General features: G+C 61.4%; 20 protein-coding genes and 1 pseudogene. 9 read left to right on the top strand and 12 right to left on the bottom strand.

Annotated features, from left to right (window positions below; genetic code table 11):
• The 4 genes and pseudogenes from AC2444_RS14590 to AC2444_RS14575 form a co-directional block, all read right to left on the bottom strand.
• A pseudogene (locus AC2444_RS14590) lies at positions 1-1,658 on the bottom strand (thiamine pyrophosphate-binding protein).
• Between the two features lie 13 nt (positions 1,659-1,671).
• Positions 1,672-2,874: a succinate--glutarate CoA-transferase gene (gene caiB, locus AC2444_RS14585; protein WP_012758315.1), complete on the bottom strand. Its 1,203-nt coding sequence runs from the start codon at positions 2,872-2,874 to the stop codon at positions 1,672-1,674.
• An 18-nt stretch (positions 2,875-2,892) separates the two neighbouring features.
• Positions 2,893-3,849, bottom strand: a complete 957-nt coding sequence (locus AC2444_RS14580) for a DMT family transporter (protein WP_012758314.1) — start codon at positions 3,847-3,849, stop codon at positions 2,893-2,895.
• Between the two features lie 33 nt (positions 3,850-3,882).
• Positions 3,883-4,812: an alpha/beta fold hydrolase gene (locus tag AC2444_RS14575; RefSeq protein WP_012758313.1), complete on the bottom strand. Its 930-nt coding sequence runs from the start codon at positions 4,810-4,812 to the stop codon at positions 3,883-3,885.
• Between the two features lie 158 nt (positions 4,813-4,970).
• On the opposite strand from AC2444_RS14575, the gene AC2444_RS14570 reads away from it, so the two are divergent.
• The 4 genes from AC2444_RS14570 (at position 4,971) to metF (ending at position 9,590) form a co-directional block, all read left to right on the top strand.
• Positions 4,971-5,711 (top strand): ribonuclease T2 family protein, encoded by a 741-nt coding sequence (locus tag AC2444_RS14570; protein WP_012758312.1) that lies wholly within the window; start codon positions 4,971-4,973, stop codon positions 5,709-5,711.
• 98 nt (positions 5,712-5,809) lie between these two features.
• Positions 5,810-7,459, top strand: coding sequence for an energy-dependent translational throttle protein EttA (ettA, locus tag AC2444_RS14565; protein ID WP_012758311.1), 1,650 nt, complete (start codon positions 5,810-5,812; stop codon positions 7,457-7,459).
• Between the two features lie 162 nt (positions 7,460-7,621).
• Positions 7,622-8,647 (top strand): ArsR/SmtB family transcription factor, encoded by a 1,026-nt coding sequence (locus AC2444_RS14560; protein ID WP_012758310.1) that lies wholly within the window; start codon positions 7,622-7,624, stop codon positions 8,645-8,647.
• Position 8,648: 1 nt separating this feature from the next.
• Positions 8,649-9,590, top strand: coding sequence for a methylenetetrahydrofolate reductase [NAD(P)H] (gene metF / locus AC2444_RS14555; RefSeq protein ID WP_012758309.1), 942 nt, complete (start codon positions 8,649-8,651; stop codon positions 9,588-9,590).
• 446 nt (positions 9,591-10,036) lie between these two features.
• On the opposite strand, the gene AC2444_RS14550 is transcribed toward metF, so the two are convergent.
• From AC2444_RS14550 to AC2444_RS14530, 5 genes are all read right to left on the bottom strand, one after another.
• Positions 10,037-10,942: a DMT family transporter gene (locus tag AC2444_RS14550; RefSeq protein WP_012758308.1), complete on the bottom strand. Its 906-nt coding sequence runs from the start codon at positions 10,940-10,942 to the stop codon at positions 10,037-10,039.
• Positions 10,943-11,046: 104 nt separating this feature from the next.
• Entirely contained in the window at positions 11,047-12,264 is a 1,218-nt protein-coding gene (locus tag AC2444_RS14545; protein ID WP_012758307.1) for a lytic murein transglycosylase, read from the bottom strand.
• Positions 12,265-12,346: 82 nt separating this feature from the next.
• A complete protein-coding gene (locus AC2444_RS14540) occupies positions 12,347-13,144 on the bottom strand; it encodes a glycoside hydrolase family 25 protein (RefSeq protein WP_012758306.1) in 798 nt (265 codons plus the stop codon).
• Between the two features lie 125 nt (positions 13,145-13,269).
• The gene (locus tag AC2444_RS14535; RefSeq protein ID WP_012758305.1) at positions 13,270-13,944 is read right to left on the bottom strand and encodes a class I SAM-dependent methyltransferase; all 675 of its coding nucleotides are present in this window, start codon (positions 13,942-13,944) and stop codon (positions 13,270-13,272) included.
• Positions 13,941-15,185 carry a BtaA family protein gene (locus tag AC2444_RS14530; RefSeq protein WP_012758304.1) on the bottom strand — a complete coding sequence of 415 codons (1,245 nt, stop codon included), beginning with the start codon at positions 15,183-15,185 and terminating at the stop codon, positions 13,941-13,943. The genes AC2444_RS14535 and AC2444_RS14530 overlap by 4 nt, the downstream gene beginning before the upstream one ends.
• A 219-nt stretch (positions 15,186-15,404) precedes the next feature.
• On the opposite strand from AC2444_RS14530, the gene AC2444_RS14525 reads away from it, so the two are divergent.
• Complete coding sequence (locus tag AC2444_RS14525) at positions 15,405-16,832, top strand: serine hydrolase domain-containing protein (protein ID WP_012758303.1); 1,428 nt, start codon at positions 15,405-15,407, stop codon at positions 16,830-16,832.
• A 65-nt stretch (positions 16,833-16,897) separates the two neighbouring features.
• Here AC2444_RS14525 and AC2444_RS14520 read toward each other — a convergent pair whose 3' ends face one another.
• From AC2444_RS14520 to AC2444_RS14510, 3 genes are all read right to left on the bottom strand, one after another.
• Positions 16,898-17,815, bottom strand: coding sequence for a lytic transglycosylase domain-containing protein (locus AC2444_RS14520; RefSeq protein WP_128448859.1), 918 nt, complete (start codon positions 17,813-17,815; stop codon positions 16,898-16,900).
• 115 nt (positions 17,816-17,930) lie between these two features.
• Complete coding sequence (locus tag AC2444_RS14515) at positions 17,931-18,566, bottom strand: LysE family translocator (RefSeq protein WP_128438190.1); 636 nt, start codon at positions 18,564-18,566, stop codon at positions 17,931-17,933.
• A gap of 57 nt (positions 18,567-18,623) precedes the next feature.
• Positions 18,624-19,835, bottom strand: coding sequence for a pyrophosphate--fructose-6-phosphate 1-phosphotransferase (locus tag AC2444_RS14510; RefSeq protein WP_012758300.1), 1,212 nt, complete (start codon positions 19,833-19,835; stop codon positions 18,624-18,626).
• 410 nt (positions 19,836-20,245) lie between these two features.
• Between AC2444_RS14510 and AC2444_RS14505 the strand changes: the two genes are divergently transcribed.
• From AC2444_RS14505 to AC2444_RS14490, 4 genes are all read left to right on the top strand, one after another.
• The gene (locus AC2444_RS14505; RefSeq protein ID WP_003561040.1) at positions 20,246-20,953 is read left to right on the top strand and encodes a J domain-containing protein; all 708 of its coding nucleotides are present in this window, start codon (positions 20,246-20,248) and stop codon (positions 20,951-20,953) included.
• The gene (locus AC2444_RS14500; protein WP_012758299.1) at positions 20,950-21,711 is read left to right on the top strand and encodes an N-acetylmuramoyl-L-alanine amidase; all 762 of its coding nucleotides are present in this window, start codon (positions 20,950-20,952) and stop codon (positions 21,709-21,711) included. The genes AC2444_RS14505 and AC2444_RS14500 overlap by 4 nt, the downstream gene beginning before the upstream one ends.
• Before the next feature lie 262 nt (positions 21,712-21,973).
• Positions 21,974-22,594, top strand: a complete 621-nt coding sequence (locus AC2444_RS14495) for a lytic transglycosylase domain-containing protein (RefSeq protein ID WP_012758298.1) — start codon at positions 21,974-21,976, stop codon at positions 22,592-22,594.
• A 79-nt stretch (positions 22,595-22,673) separates the two neighbouring features.
• The gene (locus AC2444_RS14490; protein ID WP_012758297.1) at positions 22,674-23,867 is read left to right on the top strand and encodes an NAD(P)/FAD-dependent oxidoreductase; all 1,194 of its coding nucleotides are present in this window, start codon (positions 22,674-22,676) and stop codon (positions 23,865-23,867) included.
• The last annotated feature ends 61 nt before the right edge of the window (positions 23,868-23,928 follow it).

The raw sequence follows: 23,928 nt of genomic DNA, 5'->3' as shown, positions 1-23,928 counted from the left end.
TCACCGGCTTTTTGTTTGTGCGATTTCGGAGAGGTGCGTGTCGGTGTGATCGCTTCAGGATCGAGCTTGACCTCGATGATTGCCGGCTTGCCGCTGGCGCGCGCCCGCTCGAAGGCCGGGGCGAATTCCTCCGTCCTTTCCACCGTCTCGCCGTGGCCGCCATAGGCGCGGGCAAGGGCTGCGAAGTCGGGATTGGTCAGATCGGTGCTGCTGACGCGGCCGGGATACTCGCGCTCCTGATGCATACGGATCGTGCCGTAGATGCCGTTGTTGACGACGACTGCGATGATCGGCAGGCCGTAGCGGATGGCGGTGGCGAATTCCTGGCCGTGCATCAGGAAGCAGCCGTCGCCGGCAAAGCAGATGACTTCGCGCTCGGGAAACAGCCGCTTGGCGGCGACGGCGGCCGGCAGGCCGTAACCCATTGACCCGGAGGTGGGCGCGGCTTGGGTGTTGAAGCGGCGGAAACGATGGAAGCGGTGCACCCAGGTGGCGTAGTTGCCCGCACCATTGGTGAAGATCGTCTGCGGCCCGGTATTGGCCTCCAGCCATTCCATGATTGGCCCCATATGGACGGCGCCCGGTCCGCTCAAGGGCGGCTTCGACCAGGCGAGATAGGCCTGGTGCAGGCGCGCGGTGCGCTCGGCCCAGAGCGGTTCGGCCGGCGCTTCCAGATCGGCGAGTGCGGCGACGAAATCGGCAGGTGCGGCGCAGATGGCAAGATCCGGACGGTAGATGCGGCCGAGCTCGGAAGCGTCGGGATAGATATGCACCAACGATTGCTGGGGGTAGGGGATATTGATCAGCGTATAGGACGAGGACGGCATTTCTGACATGCGGCTGCCAAGCAAGATCAGCAGGTCGCTCTCCTTGATCTCCTTTGCCAGCGCTGGATTGATGCCGATGCCGACATCGCCGGCATAGCAGGGATGGAGATGATCGAACAGCATCTGCCGGCGAAAGGAGCAGCCGACGGGCAGCTGGAAACGCTCGGCGAAGCTCTGAAAATCGGCGACGGCATCGGCATCCCAGCGTGTGCCGCCAAGGATCACCATCGGCCGCTCGGCTTTCAGCAGGCGGAGATAAAAATCGTCGATCTGGCGGCGGCCGGGATGGGCCTCGACACTGGCATAGTGCTTGGCGCGCGGTGCCTCGACTTCATCGCGCAGCATGTCTTCCGGCAGCGTCAGGACGACCGGGCCGGGACGGCCGGAGGTTGCGACCGCAAAGGCGCGGGTGACGAACTCGGGAATGCGGGCGGCATCGTCGATCTCGCCCACCCATTTGGCGAATTCGGTGAAGGCGCGGCGGAACTCGACCTCCTGGAAGGCTTCGCGCTCACGCGCTTCCCGCTGTACCTGGCCGATGAACAGGATCATCGGGATCGAGTCCTGCTTGGCGATATGCAGGCCGGCGGAGGCGTTGGTGGCGCCGGGGCCACGGGTCACCATGCAGATGCCGGGTTCGCCGGTCAGCCTGCCCCAGCAATCCGCCATCATCGCCGCCCCGCCCTCCTGGCGACAGACGAGGACGTCGATATCGCTGTCGCGCAACGCGTCGAGCACGGCGAGGAAGCTCTCGCCGGGCACGCAGGAGAGACGTTTGACGCCATTCGCCTTCAGCGCCTCGACGATCAGTTCTCCGCCCGTCTTCTTCATGAGAATGCCTTTTTCATGACGATGCCTTCCTCTCACGCTCGGCGAGTTCCGCCAGAATTTCTGCCTGGTGTTCGCCGAGGCGCGGGCTCGGCGTGATATAACGCAGCGGCGTCTCCGACAGCACCACAGGCGTCCTGACACCGGGGATCACGGTGCCGGCTGAATCCGCAAGGTCGATACGCAGGCCGCGAGCCTGTACCTGCGGATGGGCGAACATTTCCTCGATCGTGTTGATTGCGCCTGATGGAACCGCATTCTCTTCACAGGCCTTCAGCAGATCCGCCTTCTGCCATTTCAGCGTTTCGGTGGAGACGAGGCGGCGCACTTCGCCGCGATTGCCGACGCGGGCCTTGTTGGTGGCGAAACGCTCGTCGCTGGCGATGGTCTCCAGGCCAAGGATGGTGCAGAGGCGGCGGAACTGGCCGTCGTTTCCAACCGCGAGAATGAGATACCCGTCCGCCGTCGGCACGACCTCATAGGGCGAGATATTGGGATGGGCATTGCCGAGGCGGGTCGGCGCCTCGCCGGAGACCAGATAATTCATGTTCTGATTGGCGAGCACGGCCGATTGCACATCGAGCAGGGCCATGTCGACCAACTGGCCTTCACCGGTCTTCAGGGTATGGATCAGAGCGGCTTCGATCGCCGAGACGGCGTAGATGCCGGTGAAGATATCGGCAATGGCGACGCCTGCCTTCATCGGCTGGCCGCCCGGCTCCCCGGTAATCGACATGAAGCCGGACATGCCCTGGACGATATAATCGTAGCCGGCGAGGCTGGCATAAGGGCCGTTCTGGCCGAAGCCGGTGATCGAGCAATAGACGAGCTTCGGGTTCTCCTTGCGCAGGCTGTCATAATCGAGCCCGTATTTGACGAGGCCGCCGACTTTGAAATTCTCGATGACCACATCGGCGGTGGAGACGAGGCGGCGGACGAGGTCCTGGCCTTCGGCGCTCTTCAAGTCGGCGGTGACAGAGCGCTTGCCGCGATTGGCGGCGTGGTAATAGGCGGCCGAGAGGTTCTCGCCATCGGCGCCCTCGACAAAGGGCGGGCCCCATTGGCGTGTATCGTCGCCGGCGTCGGGATTTTCGACCTTGATGACGTCGGCGCCGAGATCGGCGAGCATCTGTCCCGCCCAGGGGCCGGCGAGCACGCGGGCAAGCTCGATCACCCGGATGCCGGCAAGCGGCGGCTTTTTGGTCACGGTCTCTGTCATGTTCCCTCCCGGCAATATCTACGGCGCCAGCGTCACCTCAGATGTATCGGATACGGGCTTTGAAGCAAAGCGGCGCTCTCGCCAGAGGATGTAGAAGCCCGATGCCACGATGATGGCAATGCCGAGCCATTTGACGGCATCCGGAAAGTCGCCGAAGACCAGCCAGGCGAAGATCGTCGCCGAGACGATCTCGAAATATTGCAGCGGCGCCAGCGTCGAGGCCGGTGCTGCGCGGTAGGCGTAGACGCCGAGGATGCCAGTGATTGCCGCCATGGCACCGACGCCGGCGACGTAGAACCAGGCGCGACCTTCCGGCATGACGGGATCGAAGAGGTCGGAGCCGGTTCCCTGACCCAGGAGAAGCAGGATGGCACAGAAGAGCAAGCCCCAGATGCTCATTTGGAATTGCATCGACCAGGGGTCCTCCCTATGCGAGAGAGCCCGAGTCATCAGCACGAAGATCGCGATGCAGAGCGCGCTGACGACAGGCAGAAGCGCGATGTAGCCGACCTCTTCGAAACTCGGCTGGATGATCAGCATCGCCCCGAAGAAGCCGACGCAGCAGGCGGTGTAGCGCCGCCAGCCGATCGTCTCCTTGAGGAAGATGCCGCCGAGGATCGTCACCATGATCGGCTCGACGAAGAAGATCGCAATCGCGTCGGCGACCGCCATATATTTCAGCGTGGTGACGAAGGAGATCATCGAGACGGTGATGATCGCGCCGCGGATGGCATGGAACAGGCTCTGGCGCCAGGAGAATTCAGCGAAGCTGCGCCGCCATACGACGATCGGCAGCATGCAGAGCGCCTGTACGACGAAGCGACCGGCGGTGATCTCCCCGGATGGAACAGTCGTGATCGCAAGCTTGGCGAAGATATCGATGAGCGGCGAGACCATCACCGAAAGAACCATCAGCACAAGCCCCGTCGTCACGTCGGAGGCGGACGAAACGGGGCGGGCGGAAGTGCTGCTCATGATGAAAATCCCTGTACTCAGGATATTGGTCGCTCAGGACTTTGCGACGGCCCCGTCGCACCAATCGGCGAAGGCTGCGATCGCCGCATGCGCGCCGATCTCATTCAATGTTTCGTGCCGCATGTCCTGATATATCTCAGTGCTGATACGGGAGAAGCCTTTGCCTTTCAAATGGTTTGACAGCCAGAGCACGGCTTTTCCACGTTCCGTCGCCGGGTCTTCTCCGCCGCCGACCAAATGGATCGGCATATCCCGCGCCAGCCGGTCGAGATGGATTTTATGCGGCGCGCGGAAGGTCAGCTCGAAGAGATCGAGCCAGAGAGAGACCGAGGCGTCGAAGCCGCAGAGTGGATCGCTGACGTACTTGTCGACTTCATCGGGAAGACGCGACAGCCAATCGAACTCGGTGCGGCGGCCGGCAATGGATTTGCCCCAGGTGCCGAAGGTAAGCTTCGGCAGCAGGCCGCTCGGCACGTCGGAGCCCTTCAGCATGCGCTCGGCAAGCAGGATTGCCTGGGCGGCGCGGCCGGCAAGGCCGACGGCGAAATTCGAATTCCAGACGGCGACGGCGTCGAAGTCGGCCGGAGCTGTGACGGCAGCGTTGAGGGCGATGAGGCCGCCCATCGAATGGCCAAAGAGGATCACCGGCAGGCCGGGACGACGGGAGGCCGCATGGCTACGCATAGCGATGACGTCGCCGATCACCCTTTCAACGCCACCCCGCCTGGCAAAGCGGCCGATCGGCGCATCGGACGCCGTCGTCTCGCCGTGGCCTCGATGATCGTGGGCATAGACGTGATAGCCGCGCTCTGCCATCGCCTCGGCAAAGGAGCGGTATCGTTTCGAATGTTCGGCCAAGCCATGCGATATCAACAGGATGCCGCGGGCCGCAGCTTCGGCCTCGGCATGGTGGTAGGCCAGCGATGCCCCCGGCACGACGAGCCTTTGCGTTTCAGCAAACATGTGGATCCTCCCGGCGGCAACAGACCAGATCGCTGGGTAATTGCAACATGGGCGTTTGATTATCCGACAACAAATTGGGGCCTTGTTGCGATTCAGGGTTGCGGCCTTTCAATCTTCATGCTTATTTGTTCCTGTATTGTTCTTTTTTGGGGGTTGAAATGAGCAGCATGCAGTTGCGTACCTTGTCGTTCGCTGTGTCGATGGTTATTGCCGGCGCTGCCATGGCGCAGGAGGCTGGCGGGCGCACCCGCTTCATTCTGGCGGCAAGCTGGCAGCCGGCTTTTTGCCAGACAAACCAGAAGAAGCCTGAATGCGCTACACAGGCCACGGAGCGCCATGATGCGACGAACTTTTCGTTGCACGGGCTTTGGCCGATGCGGCAGGATTATTGTGGCGTGAGCGCCGATCAGAAGACCGCCGACAAGGACGGCGACTGGAACAAGCTGCCGGAGGTCACGCTTGCGGCGGAGACGCAGGCGGCGCTCGCAAAGGCGATGCCCGGCACGCAGTCCGGCCTGGAACGGCATGAGTGGGTGAAGCATGGCACCTGCACGAAGATGAGCGCCGACGACTATTTCGGCGTCGGCGTGCACCTCGTGGGCGCACTCAACGCGTCGGCCGTGCGCGATCTCTTCGCTGCCAATATCGGCAAACCGGTCAAGGCCGAAGCGATCAAGGCGGCTTTCGACAAGAGCTTCGGGCCGGGTGCCGGCGATCGTGTCAAGATGAGCTGCCGGCGGGCCGGCAATATCAGGATGATCAGCGAGCTGACGATCGGGCTTTCGGAAGCTGCCGGAGCGGCATCGGCGAAAAGTGCCGGGCTTGCCGATCTGATCCAGGGCGCTGGAAAAACGTCGTTCGGCTGCGACGAGGGCGTCGTCGACGCTGCGGGCTTTTGACCGGAATTCCTGAGTAAACCGGGTTTCGGCGTTGCCCGGAGGCGCTGTTTCGCCTACATAGCGGCACAATCAAAGTTTCCCGCCCGGAGCAGCGCAGCATGGCACGTCAGTTCATCTATCATATGTCCGGCCTCAACAAGGCCTATGGCAACAAGAAGATCCTGGAGAATATCCACCTTTCGTTCTACCCCGATGCCAAGATCGGTATCCTCGGTCCGAACGGCGCGGGTAAATCCACCGTACTGCGCATCATCGCGGGCCAGGACAAGGAGTATACCGGCGAAGCCTGGCTCGCCGAAGGTGCGACGGTCGGCTACCTCGAGCAGGAGCCGCACCTCGATGCAAACAAGACGGTGTTCGAGAACGTCATGGAAGGCGTTGCCTCGAAGACGGCTGTCCTCGATCGCTACAACGAATTGATGATGAACTATTCCGATGAGACGGCGGAAGAGGGCGCCAAGCTTCAGGACGTCATCGACAGCCAGAACCTCTGGGATCTGGAAAGCCAGGTCGAAATGGCGATGGAAGCGCTACGCTGCCCGCCGCGTGACGCCGATGTCACCAGCCTTTCGGGTGGTGAGCGACGCCGTGTCGCGCTCTGCCGCCTGCTGCTTTCGCAGCCGGATCTGCTGCTGCTCGACGAACCGACCAACCACCTGGACGCCGAAACCATCGCCTGGCTCGAAAAACATCTGCGCGACTATCCGGGCGCCGTGATGATGATTACCCACGATCGCTACTTCCTGGACAACGTCACCGGCTGGATCCTCGAACTCGACCGCGGCCGTGGCATTCCCTACGAAGGCAACTATTCGGCCTACCTGCAGGCGAAAGCCAAGCGGATGCTGCAGGAAAGCCGCGAAGATGCATCGCGCCAGAAGGCGATCAGCCGCGAACAGGAATGGATCGCGTCCAGCCCGAAAGCCCGTCAGGCCAAGTCCAAGGCGCGTATCAAGTCCTACGAGCAGTTGGTGGATGCCGCCGAGAAGCAGCGTCCCGGCGACGCACAGATCATCATCCCGGTCAGCGAGCGCCTCGGCCAGGTGGTCATCGAGATGGACGGCATCACCAAGGGCTTCGAGGGCCGCACGCTGATCAACGACCTGTCGATCAAGCTGCCGCCAGGCGGCATCGTCGGCATCATCGGCCCGAACGGCGCCGGTAAGACGACGCTATTCAGGATGATCACTGGCCAGGAAACGCCGGATGGCGGTTCGATCCGCATCGGCGAGACCGTGCATCTCGGTTATGTCGACCAGAGCCGTGACACCCTTGCGGCCGACAAGACGGTCTGGGAGGAAATCTCCGGCGGCGCCGAAATCATCAAGCTTGGTAAGTTCGACATGAACTCCCGTGCCTATTGCGGCGCCTTTAACTTCAAGGGCGGCGACCAGCAGCAGAAGGTCGGCAATCTCTCTGGTGGTCAGCGCAACCGTGTTCACCTTGCCAAGATGCTGAAGGCCGGCGGCAACGTTCTGCTGCTCGACGAACCGACCAACGACCTCGATACGGAAACGCTGGGTGCCTTGGAAAACGCGCTGGAGAACTTTGCCGGCTGCGCCATCATCATCAGCCACGATCGCATGTTTCTCGACCGTCTGGCGACGCATATCCTGGCTTTCGAAGGCGACGGCCATGTCGAATGGTTCGAAGGCAACTTCGAGGATTATGAACAGGACAAGGTTCGCCGTCTCGGCCCCGACGCCCTCAACCCGGGCAGCCAGGCTCACAAGCGCCTGACCCGCTGATTTCACTCATTTTTGCTTGCGGAAGCCCCGGTTCGGCCGGGGCTTTTTCATGTCGCGCCTTGTCGCAATCTGAGCAGCCAATTTCGCGGAGAGTGCGAATTGCCGCTTGCCACCGCTTTTCAAATCACATAAAGATATCTTTATATCTTGATTGGATCGAAGATGAGCGAACCCTTGAAGCTTGGACTGGATGCGCTGGTGGACGTCTTGAAGGCGGCCGGCGAGCCCACGCGCTTGCGTCTTCTGGCGCTTCTTGACGGCGGCGATCTGACGGTGACCGATCTTACCGAAATTCTCGGCCAATCCCAGCCCCGCATCTCCCGCCACCTGAAGCTGCTTGGCGAGGCCGAACTGATCGAACGCTACCAGGAGGGCGCCTGGGCGTATTTCCGCCTCAAGCAGGACGGTAAGGCAGCCATGCTGGTGCGGGCGTTGCTGAAGCATGTTTCCGAGAACGATCCGACCATCCTTCGCGACGGCGAGCGGCTTTCGCTGGTCAAGCGCCAGCGCGCCGAGCGGGCACAGGCCTATTTCAGCCGCAACGCGGCCGAATGGGACGAACTTCGCCGCCTGCATGCGGCCGATGAGGAGGTCGACGCTGCCGTCATCCGGCTGCTCGGCAGCCAGCCGATCGACTCGCTGCTCGATCTTGGCACCGGCACCGGCCGCATCCTCGAACTCCTGTCCGGGCTCTACCGCAGGGCGACCGGCGTCGATGCCAGCCGCGACATGCTGAGCGTGGCCCGCGCCAATCTCGACAAGTCCCGCATCACCAAGGCCACCGTGCGCCACGCCGATATCCTGAACCTGCCTTTCGAGGGACAGGACTTCGATCTGGTGACGATCCATCAGGTGCTGCATTTCTTCGATCAGCCGGAGATTGCGATCGCGGAAGCGGCGCGCATGCTCCGGCCGGGCGGCCGGCTCGTGGTCATCGACCTTGCGCCGCACACGCTCGAATATCTCCGCGGCGAGCATGCGCATGTCCGTCTCGGTTTTTCGCACCAGGCGATGTCCGACTGGTTACGCAAGGCCGGGCTCGACGTCGAGCAGGTCGTCGATCTTCATCCGGGTCAGCAAAGCGGGCAGGGGTTGACGGTCACCGTCTGGCTCGCGCGCGATCCGAGGCGCCTCATGGCTTCGCAGACGAGCGAAGGCGCCGAACCTACATTTGCCGGGAGGGTATAACATGGCTTTGAAAAACGATGCGCGCGGCCGCAACATCAGGGTCTCTTTCGAATTTTTCCCGCCGAAATCGGAGGAGATGGAAGGGCAGCTCTGGCATACCGTCAGCCAGTTGCAGGACTGGGACCCGGATTTCGTGTCGGTAACCTATGGCGCCGGCGGCACCACCAGAGCGCCGACGCTGACCACCGTCACGCGGTTCCTGTCGCAGACGCCGCTTGCCACCGCCTCGCATCTCACCTGCGTCGGCGCGACCAAGGAAGAGACGCATCAGGTGGTCGACACGTTCCGCAAAGCCGGTGTGACGCATTTCGTGGCGCTGCGCGGCGATGCGCCCGGTGGTGCCGGCGTGCCCTACCAGCCGCATCCCGGCGGATATGCCAATGCGGCGGAGCTGGTGGCCGGCCTGAAGGAAATCGGCGATTTCGAGATTTCGGTTTCCGCCTATCCGGAAAAACACCCGGAGAGCCGCGATACGGCGGCCGATATCGACATGCTGAAGCGCAAGGCCGACAATGGCGCCGACCGGGCACTGACGCAGTTCTTCTTCGACAACGACAATTTCGAGCGCTACCTGGAGCGGGTGCGCGGCGCCGGCATCTCGATCCCTGTCGTGCCCGGCATCATGCCGATCCAGAACCTGACGCAGCTGAAGCGCTTCGCCGGGGCCTGCGGCACTGTTATCCCCGCCTTTCTCGACGAGCGCTTTGCAGGCTTCGACGACAAGCCCGAGGAGCGGGCGAAGGTCGCCGCCGAAGTCGCTGCCGAACAGATCGAAGATCTCGTCCGGCGCGGCATCCACGACTTCCATCTCTATACGATGAACCGTGCGCCGCTGGTTTCCGCCGTGCTCGACAATCTCGGCCTCTCCCGCCCCGCCGCGAAACAAAAAGTGCTGGCGCTGCCGCCTGATCTTTGCGCGTCTGAAGGACACGCGGCGCTGTAAAAGTGAAAAGCGCATGTCGGGCGGGACATGCGCTTTTTCGTTGGCGGATTGATCAGCTATTCAGGAGTTTAGGCACTATCAGTCATTACACTTTCGTCGGCCAGCTCAGATGAAGAGCATGGACAAGACGAAAGCAAACGCTGCACTGACCAACAGAACATTCAAGGATTGCGTGAGTCCCATGTCTGTCTCCTCGCGTTAACCGGCCAATAATATGTCTGAAATATGTCGGTTGGGAAGCAGATCTTATGCTGCGCTGCAGAAGGGTTCGGTGGATAAGTCGAATAGTGCTCTCGCAAGCTTTTGAAATAAATCGATAATTCTCAACAAATTTTTGTTCACACAATTTAACATGCCGTTAAATCAGGCGATTGCGTATTTACCTATGCGCCCAAAACATGGCGGGATCGCAACCGGTTGAAAACATGTGGAATTCGCAACCGGCTTTAGGCGGCCTTGGCCAGCAGGCGATAGGCGCGGCCGTCGAGAATGACGAGGCCGAAACCGATCAGCGCCATGCCGGCAAACTCGCTCAGGGCCAGCCTTTCGCCGAGGAAGAGCACGCCGAGAAGGATGGCGCTCGGCGGCACCAGCAGGGTGACGAGCGAGGCATTGGTGGCGCCGGCCGTTGCCATGATCCGGAAATAGAGGATGTAGCCGAAGGCGGTCGACAGCAGCGCCAGTGCCAGGATGGCGAGGAGGGCATCGAGCGGCGGTGCGGCAAGCGCCCAGGGGCGATCGGCCAGCAGCGACAGCGGCAGCGCAATCAGCGAAGAGGCGGTCAACTGGCCGGCTGCGGTAACAGGGGCGGGAACATTCTTGAAGCGTTTTCCGTAAGTGGCGGCGAAACCATAGGAGATCGCAGCAAGCACGGGAAGAAGCAGCGCCCAGAGCGGGGCTTCGCCACCGGCCGACATGCCGGGGCCGATCAGCACGATCGTTCCGGCCAGGCCGACCAGGCAGCCGGCGATCTTTGCCGGCGACAGCTTCTCGTCTGAGGTGAAGTAGTTGGCGATCAGCACGGTCCAGATCGGTGTCGTCGCATTCAGGATCGCCGCAAGACCGGCGCCGATGCGGGTCTGGCCGAAGAAGATCAGCGCATGCGGCAGGGCATTGTTGATGAGCCCGAGGATCAGGAATTCGCGCCAGCGGGCTTTGAGGATCGCATAGAAGTCGAAACGGCCGGCGATATAGATATGCAGCGCCAGCGCTGCGAGCAGCAGCCTGAAGAAGACGAGGGTCAGCGGCGGCACGTGCTGGACGGCGATGCGGGCAAAGAAGAATGAGCCGCCCCAGATCAAGCCGAGCAGGACCAGCAGACCCCAGGTCCAGGCATTCATCCTGCTGTCCACGCCGATTCCTCCACCGCAAGCCGCTCGCTTGATGCTTTAGCGCAGGCGGCGAACGGCGCCACCCGTTTCTTGCGAAGCGAGCGGCGGCAGGGTGTCAGCTGGGATCAGAGGGCGTTGAGGAGGGCAGGCGTCGCCCAGCCGTCGGCCGGCATGCCGAGGCGCTGCTGTTCCTTCTGGATCGCGACACGTGTGCCGGAGCCGAGGATACCGTCGATCTCGCCGACATCATGGCCGAGCGACTGCAGTTTGGTCTGCAGCGCCTTCATCTGGTCGCTGGCAAGCCCCTGTTCCGGCACGCCCTTGAGATAGGGTTCGGCGCCCGAAAGGCGTGTCCCGAAATAGGCGGCCGAGGTCGTGTAGATGAACGACTTGTTCCATTCGAGATAGATCTTGAAATTGGGATAGGCGATAAAAGCCGGTCCCATGCGGCCTTGTGGCAGAACGAGATCGCCTTCCAAGTTGCCGAAGGCGGTATTGCCGTCGCGCGGCTTGACGCCGAGCGCGAACCATTCTCCCGCTTTCATCGTGCCGCCAAGACCGGACTTCTCAAAGGGCAGGTTATCGGGCACGGTCACTTCCTGCAGCCAGGGCTGGCCGCGCTCGAAGCCGAGGTGCTGGATGAATTTCGCCGCCGTCAGGATGGCGTCCGGGCCGCTCTGCTTCAGGCGGATATGACCGTCGCCGTCGCCATCCATGCCATAGGCAATGATGTCGCGCGGCAGCATTTGCACTTGGCCGATCTCGCCGGCCCAGGCGCCGGTATTGGTGGCGGGGTCGAGGTCGCCGTGCTGGACCATCTCAATAAGAGCGATCAGCTGCGGACGGAAGAGTTCCGGGCGACGGCAATCATGCGACAGCGTCACAAGAGCGTTGCGGGTGTTGAAATCGCCCTGGACGGCGCCGAAATCGGTTTCCATCGCCCAGAAGGCGGTGATGACGCCCGGGGGCACGCCGAAATCCTGCTCGGCGCGGGCAAAGACGTCGGCATATTGCTTCATCTTCTGGCGGCCGATGTCGAGGCGGGCCTGGCTGACGGTGCGCTGGGAGAATTCGAGGAAGGTCTGCTTGAAGACGCCCTGGGCGCGATCCCGGCTCAGGACCTTGGGGTCGATCTCGGCGCCGGCGAAGGCCTCGTCGGCGGCTGCCGCACTGGCGCCGGCTGCGACTGCGTCTTTCTTGACACCTTCGAGGAAGGCGGACAGATCGCCGCCGCAGGGTGCGGCCGGGGCTGCGTCAGGCGCCTGCTGGGCGGCCGCGACGCCGGCGAGGGCAAGCGCAAACAGGAGGGCGAGTGCAGAGCAGCTTGCGAGCGAGCGGTGCATGGATGCGGTCCTTATATCAAAAAGATTTCCCGTCGCTTTCACAGATGAATGTGACGGAAGCAAGAAACATCGCAGGACGTTACTAAGAATTTCTATCCTTGGAAACGGCTGCGACCCAATTGTTCCAGTTCTTTGCACTGCCGGCAAAGACATTGATATCGGTCGGACCGCTGATGCCGGGAATGACGCCGGTCGAGGTATATTGCCAGAAGGCCCAGCGGCGGTCGGAATAGGTCACCTCGGGGTGTTTTGCCACCGAACGAACCCAGAAATGATAATCCTGGAAGTAGCCGGCGAGATTTTCGCGGTGGAAATCGACCGAGGTATAGATGATCGGGCGCCTGCCGTAATAGGCTTCCAACCGGTCCATGAAACGCTGCATTTCGGCGCGCACCGTTTCAGCGTCGGGGCGGTAGCGGCAGGTTTTCGATTCGGCGTTCCATTCGACGTCGAGCACCGGCGGCAGGCGCATGGCCTCCTTCGGTACGTTACGGATGAACCAGTCGGCCTGCTGATCGGCCGAAGAGCAGAAATAATAGAAATGATAGGGAGCGTGGGGGATGCCGGCGGCGCGGGCCTCGCGCCAGTATTCGTCGAAGCGCGGATCGACCCTGTCCTTGCCTTCCGTTGCCTTGATGAAGGCGAAAGCGACACCAGAGTTCTTTACCGTGCGCCAATCGATATCGCCCTGCCATTTGGAGATATCGATGCCGTGGACCTGGTTCTGCTGGGGATGCTTCGGACCGAAATCCTGCGGATCGGTATCCTTGAAGCGCGTCTTCGGTTTGATCGACGCCGTTTCGAGATAGTCATAGCCGGAGGAACTGCAGCCGGCCAGCAGGATGGCTAGGGGCAAAACGCAAAACAAAAGCCGGCGCATGGGCGTCCCGTCGTAGCTCGAATGATCTTTTTGCCCCACAACCTGACCTTCGAAAAAGACGAGTCAGCAGAGGATAACCCTCTTTTCATCATATCAACGTAAAAAATCGGTTAGTTTCAAGCGAATTATGAGCGCTTGCTGATAATAGCTGCCCGCCAGGCATAACCGCCGCCGACGGCATCGAACACCAATGTCGCGTTGTTTTCATGGGCTTGCGCTTCCAGGACCTCGCGCAGATCGGGGCGCGGGGTGACGTGGAATTTCGCAAGCCAGGACTGCAGCATGCGCCGGAACCAGCCCGGCAAGCCTTCCTGCTGGCCGAAATCGACAATGTGCAGTTGGCCGCCGGGATTGAGTGCGGCGATCGAAGCATCGACGGCGCGCTCCCAGTCCGGGATCATCGACAAGGCATAGGAGATCAGGATGCGGTCGAAGCCGCTGACGCCGAATTCACGCGGTGTGAATGCCGTGGCGTCGGCGACGCGGAATTCCGGGATCGTCGCCTTGGTGGCGAAGGTCTTGCGTGCCGAAATCAGCATCTCCTGGGAAATGTCGAGGCCGAACAGCTTGGCGGTCGGGAAATGCCTGTGGGCGAAGGCCATGTTGCGCCCGGTGCCGCAGCCGACTTCCAGAAGGCTGCCGCCTTCGGCCACGTCGAGATTGCGGATCGTGCTGTCGCGGCCGAGAAGATAATATTTGCGGGTCAGGTCGTAGATGTGCCGCTGGTAGCGGTACATGCCATCCATGAGGCTGGCATGTTGGTCGCTCTGTCCTGCCGTCTCAGTACCGACCTTGCTCACGCCTTCTTCCCGTAGATGTGGAAGCCGCCGTAGATTGCCGAGCGATCGAGCGCAGTCAGTTCACGCGACTTTTCCTCGAAGTAATCCCATTGGCCGCGGATCGCCGGAGCCAGGCGGCCTTCGATGATGCTCTTTTCGGCGGCGGTGCGGAAGATCACGCGGGCGCCTTCGCGCGCCGTGCGGGTGATTTCCGTCCAGACGTCGTTCAGCTGCTCGTCCGTCATCCAGTCCTGCGCGTCGAGCAGAATGTAGCGGTCGCGCGAGGCGGCCGGCTCGCGGGCCAGAAGCTCGGTGAAGCTTGCGTGGTGAACGTTGACGCGGTCGACATTGGCGCGGATCACCTGATAGTGCTCCGACTTCAGATAGGTCGGCAGCGGGCCCTCCGCTTCGGTGCCGTAACGGCGGCCGAAGGCCTGCCAGGCGAAATAATTGTCGCTCATCGGGAAATGACAGGCGAGCTTTTCCAGGCGATGCTTCAGCACCGGTGCGATCGAATGATCGGCGGCAAGGCTTGCGAGTTCGTCATATTGCTGCGGCGGAATGCCGAGGCCGAAGAGCGAGCTCTTACGGCCGGTAATCCAGCGCACGACCGGCTTTTCGAAGAGCGGCGCGATCTGCTCGTCGAAGAACTGGCGCTGCTCGCGGATCGAGCGGGTCTTGGTCATCTCGCGCAGTTTGACGCCATGCAGGCGGGCAAGAAGGTGGGCCGCGCCGATGAAGCGGCCGAGCAGACCCGTTTCGTAAATGTTGCGATCGAAAACGGTGACGCGGCGGCGGCCGAACTTGCGGCCGTTCCAGTAGCTGCGGGTTGCCTCATCGAGGCGGGCGGCAAGATGCTGGTCGTAGGCACGGCTGTTCGACTTCTCGTTCGGCATTGCCAGGAAGCGGACGAGATCGGCGTGACCTGGAAGATGTTTGAAGGCGGCAAGCTTCAGGCGGTTCAGCGCGATGTGGTGCGGGTTGAGATCGACGACGTCGATCGAGGCCGGCGCCTTGGAGAGATAGGCGAGCATGTTGCAGCCGCCGGAGCCGATGGTAACGATGCGATGATTGGGCTTCAGCTCCATCGCCTGCATGTCGAGATCCGGATCCTCCCAGATCTGCGGATAGACGAGGCCGGAGAAAAGAAGGCCGAAGAGACGCTCGGAAAAGCCATCCTTCGAAAAGGCCTTATGGCGGAGAAGGGCATCCTTGAGTTTCCGGTTCTTGCGGAAGCCGGCATCCGGTGCAAATTCTGACATGAGTCTGTCACCTTTTTAGCGTTCAGGGCGTGTAGCGCGCCTCTGCTACAGTTTGATGACGCGGGCTGTGGGGGAGCCGTTCCTGGGAGGCTTCGGCCTCCTCCGGAGAGCGACCAGAATGGCACTCCTGGGAAAGTGATCGGGACGATGGTCCTTCTTCGCTTCGGCCCCTTTCCGGCGCGTGTGATTCCTGCTTCTCTCCCGGCATGGAGGAATGCCATGCGATTTGTCCTGCGTATCCTGAAGGCGCTTGCTCTCCTTCTCGTAGTCATCATCGTCGCCGCGGCCGGCTGGCTCTTCATCCGGCCACCGCAACTGCTGCGCGTCGGCGACGGTTATGCCGCCAAGATCGTCTGCTCCAACGTGTTCATCGCCGGCCGGGAGGCGGAGGATGTGCTCCATGACGACGTCCAGGCGCCTGGAAATCCGCTACTGCGGCTGGTGCGCGTCAGCGTCGACCCCGACAACGACCGCGTGACGGCGCGCTTCATGGGACTGTTTGCGCCGAGTTATGCGCTCTATCGCGGCGCTTTCGGCTGCACGAGCGTCCCGGACGGCAATTTCGAGGCGGCTGCGAAGGCAGCGCCCTTCGATCCGCCGGCCAAAATGCAGGCGAATGACGCCTTGTGGCCGGAGGGCGAGGGGACCGGCAATCCGGCGGACGGGAAGATCGCCGCGCTGCTTGCCGATGCCGGAATTGCCGGCCCGGCAATGCGGGCGATCGTGGTGGTGCGCAATGGTCGCATCGTCGCTGAGGCCTATGGCCCCGGCTTCTCGGCGAAGACGCCGCTAATCGGCTGGTCGATGACGAAGACCGTGAATGCGGCGGTCCTCGGCCGGCTGATGCTTGGCGGCAAGGTCTCCTTCGACGATGATAGCCTGTTGGCGCAGTGGAAGAACGATGCGCGCGCCAGAATCAAGGTTTCCGATCTGCTCGGCATGGAGAGCGGCCTTGCCTTTAACGAAGACTATGGCGACGTCGCCGATGTCACGCGCATGCTCTATCTCGATCCCGACATGGTATCGCTGCCGGCCAATGCACCGATGGAGGCAGCGCCCGGCCAACGCTTCCGCTATTCGAGCGGCACGGCCGTGCTGCTCTCGCGCATCTGGATGGACAGGGTCGGCAATGCTCAGGCGGCTTTTTCCTATCCGCACGACGCGTTGTTTGCCCCGCTCGGCATGACGAGCGCCGTATTCGAACTCGATGCGCGCGGCACGTTCGCCGGAAGCTCCTATCTTTATGCGACGGCGCATGACTGGGCGCGCTTTGGGCAGTTCCTGCTGCAAGACGGCGTGTGGAACGGACAGCGACTGTTGCCGGAGGGTTTTGTCGGCGCCATGCGCACCCCGACGGCGGCTTCGAACGGGCGGTATACGCAGGGCCAGGCCTGGCTCGCACCCGGTCGCGGCTCGAGCGCTGAGGCCGGGCTGCCTGAGGATACGTTCTGGTTGACGGGCCATGACGGGCAGAGCATGGCGATCGTGCCTTCCGCCAATCTGGTGGTCGTCAGGCTTGGCCTGACGCCGAGCAGGCTCGACTATCAGCCGCAGACGCTGCTGAAGGCGATCCTGGCGGCATTGCCACAACCGGGAGAGCAGCAACAACAGGCCGGATCGCAACAACAGACCCAGCCGCAGCCATAGGCTGGGGCTTATTCAGCCACTATCTCTCCTGCATATTCAAGGGATGGCTGTAGTTTCAGCCGGTCTCAATAGTTACCTTGGGCGATGTCTGTCATGCCCTTGCGCTTGGCGTCATAATAATAGCCGCGCGCATAGAGGCGGACGGCATCGTCTTCCCGACTGTCGGAAACGAGCCATGCGCCGCGCAGATATTTCGCGGCATATTTGATGTTGGTCTCGGCATCGAAGAGGCCGCCCGGGGCACCGTCGTAACCCATGGACTTGGCGGTGTTGTACTTGATCTGCATCAGGCCGAAATAGCCACGCTTGTTGTAGGCCTTCGCATTATAGCGGCTCTCGCGATGGACGACGCGATGGAGAAGAGTCTCGGGAATTTCGTAGATTTTCGAATATTTCTGGATGAGCTTGGTGACAAAGCTCTTCTCGACGGTCGGCGCATCGTCTTTGTCGTCATCGCTAAACATCGGCGGCGCCGTCGGCGGATCGATCGGCCCGGTTTCGTCGAAACCGTAGTCCATGCTGGCGCGCGGGGCGGTGTCGACGGCGGCAAGTGCTGCAAGCGCGCTGTTTTGCGGTGTCGCTGCAAAGGCAAGCTGCGTCGTCGGCTGGGTCGGCGTTCCAGGACGCGGCGTCGGCACGACGGACTGGATCGCCGTCATTTCGGGCGTCAGCGGGATCTGCGCATAGGCCGTCGGCTGCATGGTAAGATCGCCAGGCTGAGAAGCTGTCACGGCCGGCATCGCTGTTGCGGTCAGAGAGGAGGATGCCTGGGGAATGGTAGCGCCTGCCACCGCCTGACCGGCTGTCGGGATCGCGGCGAGTGTTGCATCTTCACCGGGTTTCGGCATCGGCACGACGGTCTGCGCGGCTGTCAGTTCGGCCTGGGACGTATATTCGACGCTCGTACATCCCGTCATCACGCCGCAGAGTATCGTCGAGACGACAAGACTGCGTTTCAGGCCGGATAATCCGATCGCTACCATTCCGCCACTTTCGTGAAATCGCGCCGCCCCGGCAGCGTATAAAAGTTACCAAAAGCCTAAGTCCCTGGTGACCCCATTAACCTATTCGTGGCATTCCGGCAACCACGGAATATTACTAGGCTGCAATACGGCGATACCCGGCCGTTACGGCCCCTGCAGCGATCAGCAGAGTGCCTCCGGTGCGGTTTACAGCGCGCTGGATGCTCGCCTTGCGAATCAGTCCGCGCGCGCTATGGGCGAGAAAGGCGTAGGTGGAAGCGTTGAGGATCGCCAGCACGAGGAAAGTCGCTTCCATGATCGCCATCTGCCCGACGAAGGGCAGGGCCGGATTGAGGAACTGCGGCACGAAGGCGACGAAGAAGATGATGCTCTTCGGATTGAGGGCGGTGACGACATAGGCGTGGAGGAAGATCTTGACGGACTTCTCCTCCGGCAGGTTGTCGTTGTCGGCAACCGGTTCGCCAATGATGGGAGCCCGCCAGAGCTTGATTCCCAGCCAGATCAGGTAGGCGCCGCCGATCCACTTCAAGACAGTGAAGAGGGTCGCGGAGGCGGCCAGAACGGCGCCGAGACCGAAGAGGGAAGCCGTCATCGCCGTGAAGTCACCAAGCGCCACGCCGCCCACCGTCGCGAACGCCGTCCTGCGTCCATGACCGAGCGCATAGGAAACGACGAGCAGTATCGTCGGCCCCGGTATGGCCAGCATGATGGCGGATGCGGCCGCAAAAGCGAGCCAAGCTTCAAGTGACATGGTGTCTCCTCCTATTCCTCAGGAACAAGCAAAGACATCATATTAACCATCCGTCAATCACGCTTCTTTGTATTTCTGGCCTATATTGTCCATGACTTCGGCAAACCATGCCGTCGAAAGGTCAAAAGCCTTGCCGCCCTTGATGCGCGGGAATTCTATAGTGCGCAATTTACCGTTCTGGCCTTCATCATGGCCGGTGACGCCGGAGACTTTATTGAGCGCGCTTTCGACGGCGAGATCGACCATGCTCTGGATCAGCCTGAGGTCATCGGCGTTAGCGGGCGCCGAGCGGGCAAAATAGCCCGATTTCTGCACGAGGGAACGCTCGGCGTCGAGGAGATTGGCGAACTGCTTTTGGAACCAGGCGCCGACATTGATCGTGTCGATCTTCACATGGCCGAAAGCATCGCGCTTGACGGTCTCGCCGGCGGCTTCGCGCTCGGCGACGATGGCGTCGAGGCAGGCACCTTCCGAGACGAAGACCGTGGCGTGGCCGTTGCGGTCCATGCTTTCCTTCAGGCGGGCGGCCTCGGCGTCGAGGTCGAAGGCCATCTCAGGCAGGTAGACGGCGTCGATGCTCTTCAGGTGCGCGTCCATCATCAGGCCGTCGACATACTGGTTGCGGCTGGTGCGCTGGAGATAGGCGCGGGCGGTGGCGGCCGTCAGCCAGCCGCAATGGCGGCCCATGACTTCATGGATGACGAGGGTGCGGGGGGCGGCCGTCTGTTCGTTGCCGACATTGTCGAAGAAATGCGCCCCGACTTCGGCGGCCGTCCAGGCGCCGAGCGACTGGCGGATCGGCACGACGTCGTTGTCGACAGTCTTCGGCAGGCCGACGACTGTGAGATCGTAGCCGTTGGCGGCGAGGTAGGCGGCAAGATCGGCGGCCGTGGTGTTGGTGTCGTCGCCGCCGATCGTGTGGAGAATGGTGATGCCGTCATTGGCGAGTCGTTCGGCGGCGATCCGCAGCGGGTTCTCGCCTTCCTTGACCAGGCCGCGCTTGACGCAGTCGGCGGCATTGGTGAGCTTGACGCGGCTATTGCCGATCGGCGAGCCGCCGTAGCGGTGCAGAAGCGGCGCCTTTTCGCGTATCGCTGGGGTGATCTCGATGCTGTCGCCGAGGAGCACACCCTGGTAGCCGGACTTGTAGGCGACGATTTCGAGCTCGGGCGCCACGTCGCTATAGCGTTCGATGAGGCCGCCGACGGCGGATGAAAGACAGGGCGCCAGGCCTCCGGCGGTCAGCATTGCGACTTTCTGTTTGGCCATGATCCCTCCTACGGTGTTTCGGTGCGGCAGCGTTAGCTAGCGCATGGATGCGGCAGGGAAAGGGCCCTGTAAAGTAAAGAATTTACGAAAAATGCGCCACTCTGCCGTGTCGGACCGCAAAGGCGACGGGAAGTGCTGATATAATCGTTTCAAGCCCGATCTACGCGACGGGAATTCCCGTGGAAATTTCCGTCGCGCGCTCTGGAACCAGGTACCAGGGCAATGCCGGCGACCGCCGGCCATGCCCTCATGCGAGATGAAAGTGGGCGTGATGAATCGTTTGCTGCGGTGCGACAATTACCAAATCGTGAAAACTGTGTTCGGCCCTACGACCAATAGTCGCCTTGCAAAGGCTACGATTCTTTGGTCAAGCTGTTTCTCTATAAGTTGACAAGTGTGTGAGATTTTCGATGTCCTTCTGGGAAAAACTGTTGAATGCCATTGGCAATACTGCAGGCAATGCGCTGTCTGCGGTGGTCGAGGCTATCCGCACGGTTTTTGAAGGCGATCCCGAGACCCGGCGTAAGGTGGCTTTCTCCGTGGCGATCATCGCTCTGTCGGCCAAGATGGCCAAGGCCGACGGCATCGTCAGCGAGAAGGAGGTCGAAGCCTTCCGCGAAATCTTCGAGTTTCCGCAGGATCAGGCGAAGAATGTCGCCAGGCTTTACAACCTCGCGCGGCAGGACGTCGCCGGCTACGAAGCCTATGCCGAACGGCTCTCCACGCTCTGCGTTACCTGTGCGGCCAATTGCCCAGTGTTGGAAGACGTGCTCGACGGCCTCTTCCACATCGCCAAGGCCGACGGGCTGATTCACGAAAAGGAACTGAATTTCCTGCGCCATATCGGCGAGATCTTTCAGATGAGCGAGACCCGCTTCGAGCAGATTGCCGCCCGCCACGTCTCGTCCGGCGGCGATCCCTACAAGGTGCTCGGCGTCTCGCCTTCGGATGATTTCCCGACCATCCGCCGCCGTTACCACGGCCTCGTCAGCGAACATCATCCCGATCGGTTGATCTCGCGTGGCGTGCCGAAGGAATTCCATGTGATCGCCAATGAGCGCATGGCGGCGCTGAACGCGGCCTATGAGGCGATCGAGAAGGAACGCCGCGCAGCATGACCTCTTTCGAGGCCGACTGCAGAAGCGCGCGCGTGCAGCCTTCGCCGAACCATGGCGAGCGGGCGGACGGGCGCCGTCCCGACATGATCCTGCTGCACTATACCGGCATGCCGACGGCAGATGGTGCGCTCGACTGGCTCTCTCGCGCCGAGAGCCAGGTTTCCAGCCATTATTTCGTGCATGAGAATGGCGAGGTGGTGCAGCTCGTGCCGGAAATGCGGCGTGCCTGGCATGCGGGAAAAAGCAACTGGCACGGCGAGACCGATATCAATTCGCTGTCGATCGGCATCGAGATCGCCAATGCCGGCCACCCCGGCGGGCTCCCTGATTATCCGAAAGAGCAGATCGCCGCGGTCATTGAATTGTGTCGCGACTGTGTCAAACGTTGGTCGATCGTGCCGGAACGGGTGCTCGGGCATTCCGATGTCGCCCCGATCCGCAAGGTCGATCCGGGCGAGAAATTTCCCTGGGCCGAGCTCCACCGGGCTGGCATCGGGCACTGGGTCGAGCCGGCAACGATCACCGGCGGGCGCTTCTTCCAGCGCGGCGATACAGGCCAGCCTGTCGAGGCGCTGCAGTCGATGCTGTCGCTCTATGGTTACGGCACTGAAATCACGGGCGAATTCTCCGAAAAAACGGCAGGCGACGTGGAAGCTTTCCAGCGGCATTTTCGGCCCGAACGGATAGATGGCATCGCCGATTTCTCGACGATCGACACGTTGCACCGGCTGCTGTCGGCTTTGCCGCGTTATTCCTGATTCCTCGACAATTGCTGAAACGCCGAATTTCGCACTGCAGCGCGAAATTCGGCCTGCCACATCATTTCCCTATTATCTCCTCATTGCGATGGTCTAAGAACGTCCGCCAAGGGGTGCTCGGGGTTGTTTTCGAGTTAAACCACGGGCGCTATGTGAAATGATAAGAATTACCGTGAATTCCGATCGGTCCTTGATCTGGTATTCATTATGACAGCGAGGCGCGCCGTCCGGAAATTCTTTGGGTCGGAGTGTTCAAGACTACATGAGAAAACTGATTGTTGTTGCTGCAACATGCGTTGGCATGGTGCTGGCGGGAAATAGCTTTGCCTTTGCGAATGATTGGGGTGTGCGAGCCGATGCGTCGGTGAAGAAAGTCGAGCGTCCTTCGAAGAAGACAGAGCGTCCGTTGAAGAAAGCGGAGCGTTCGGTCAAGTCGGCGAAGCGTCCGCTCAAGACGGCGGAACGCCCGCTGAAGACGGTCGAGCGCCAGAGCGGTTATGCCGTCGCCATTGTTTCCGGCAATTCCTATTCCGCACTGATCAGCAAATATGCGAACCAATATGATGTACCGGTTGCGCTTGCGACCGCGGTCATCCGCATCGAAAGCAATTTCAATCCGAATGCGCGCGGCAGCCACGGTGAAATCGGCCTGATGCAGATAAAGCCTGCAACTGCCCGCATGATGGGCTATTCCGGCAGCGCCAAGGGCCTGTTCGATCCGGAAACCAACATCAAGTACGGCATGAAATATCTGGCTGCCGCCCATGATCTCGGTGGTGGCGAGACCTGCAACACCATCCTCAAATACAATGCCGGCCATGGCGCCACGCGCATGAACCCGGTGTCCAAGTCCTATTGCGGCAAGGTTCTGGCAATGCTCTGAGCCTGAAGCGATTATCCCTGACAAGCTGGATGATTCAAAATGATTGCCATGGTATCGCTGGAATTTAGCGAGGTGGGATATGGCAGTCGATTTCAGGTTCATCATCATCGGACGCGGCATGATGGGTGCAGCCGCCGCACGGCATCTCTCCTCGATGGCCGACGGCGTTGCACTGATCGGCCCGCGTGAGCCGGAGGAGCGCAAGGCCCATCACGGCGTCTTCGCCAGCCATTACGACGAAGCGCGCATCACCCGCACCTTCGACGGCAATCTTGCCTGGGGAGCCTTCGCCGCCCGCGCGCTTGACCGCTACCGAGAGATCGAGGCAAAGAGCGGCATCTCCTTCTATTCGGAGGTCGGCTGCCTCTTTGCCGGTCCAGCGCCAGAGAGCGAGCAGGACTATATCGAAAGGGCGCTGACGGTTGGCCGGACGCTCGGCAGCGATATCGAGATCATCGCGCCGTCGGAACTCGGCCAACGTTTTCCCTATCTTGCCGTCGATCCCGATTTCACAGGATATTTCGAGCGCAAGCGCGCCGGCCACATCAACCCGCGGGCGCTGGTGCGCGCGCAGGCAAAGCTTGCCGAACAGGGCGGCGTCTCGCTGATCGAGGCGACCGCAACATCGGTGCGTGATGCGGGTTCTCATGTCGAGGTAACGGCCGGCGACAGAAGCTACAGCGCCGAGCGCGTGCTGGTCGCCGCTGGCGGTTTCAGTAATTTCCATGCCCTGCTGCCGCGTCCCGTCGATATCAGGGTCATGGCGCGAACGGTCGCCTTCTACGAGATCGGCGAACGCGAGATGGCGATCTTCGGCGATATGCCGTCGACGATCGTGCTCGGTGACCGGGAAGAGGATCACATCTATATCCTGCCGCCGGTGCGTTATCCCGACGGCAAGACCTATCTGAAACTCGGTGGCGACACCGAGGCGCTTTTCTTCGGCAGGCTGGAGGATGCCGGCGCGTGGTTCCGTTCCGACGGCAGTGCTGCCGAGCGTGAGCATCTCTCGGGTGTCGCCCTGCAACTGATGCCGGAGCTTGCCGGTTGCCCGGTCACCTCAGCGCCTTGCGTGGCGAATTTCACGCCGACCGGTTATCCCTATGCCGGATTTACGCAGTCGCCACGCATCGCGGTGCTGACCGGCGGCAATTTTGTCGCGGCAAAATCCTCCGACGAACTCGGGCGGTTGGGAGCGGTGCTTCTTGCGGAAGGACGGCTCGGTGATGAGGATTTTGGTGGCGAGTTGATGCCCGTCTTCGCTGCTGCATGATTCCCTAAATCGGATTTATTTCAGGAATTATTCAGCAATTCAAAGTGTTACAGCGTCTTTT

The organism is Rhizobium sp. WSM1328, from assembly GCF_057653715.1.
This window is presented reverse-complemented; position numbering and strand designations above follow the sequence as displayed.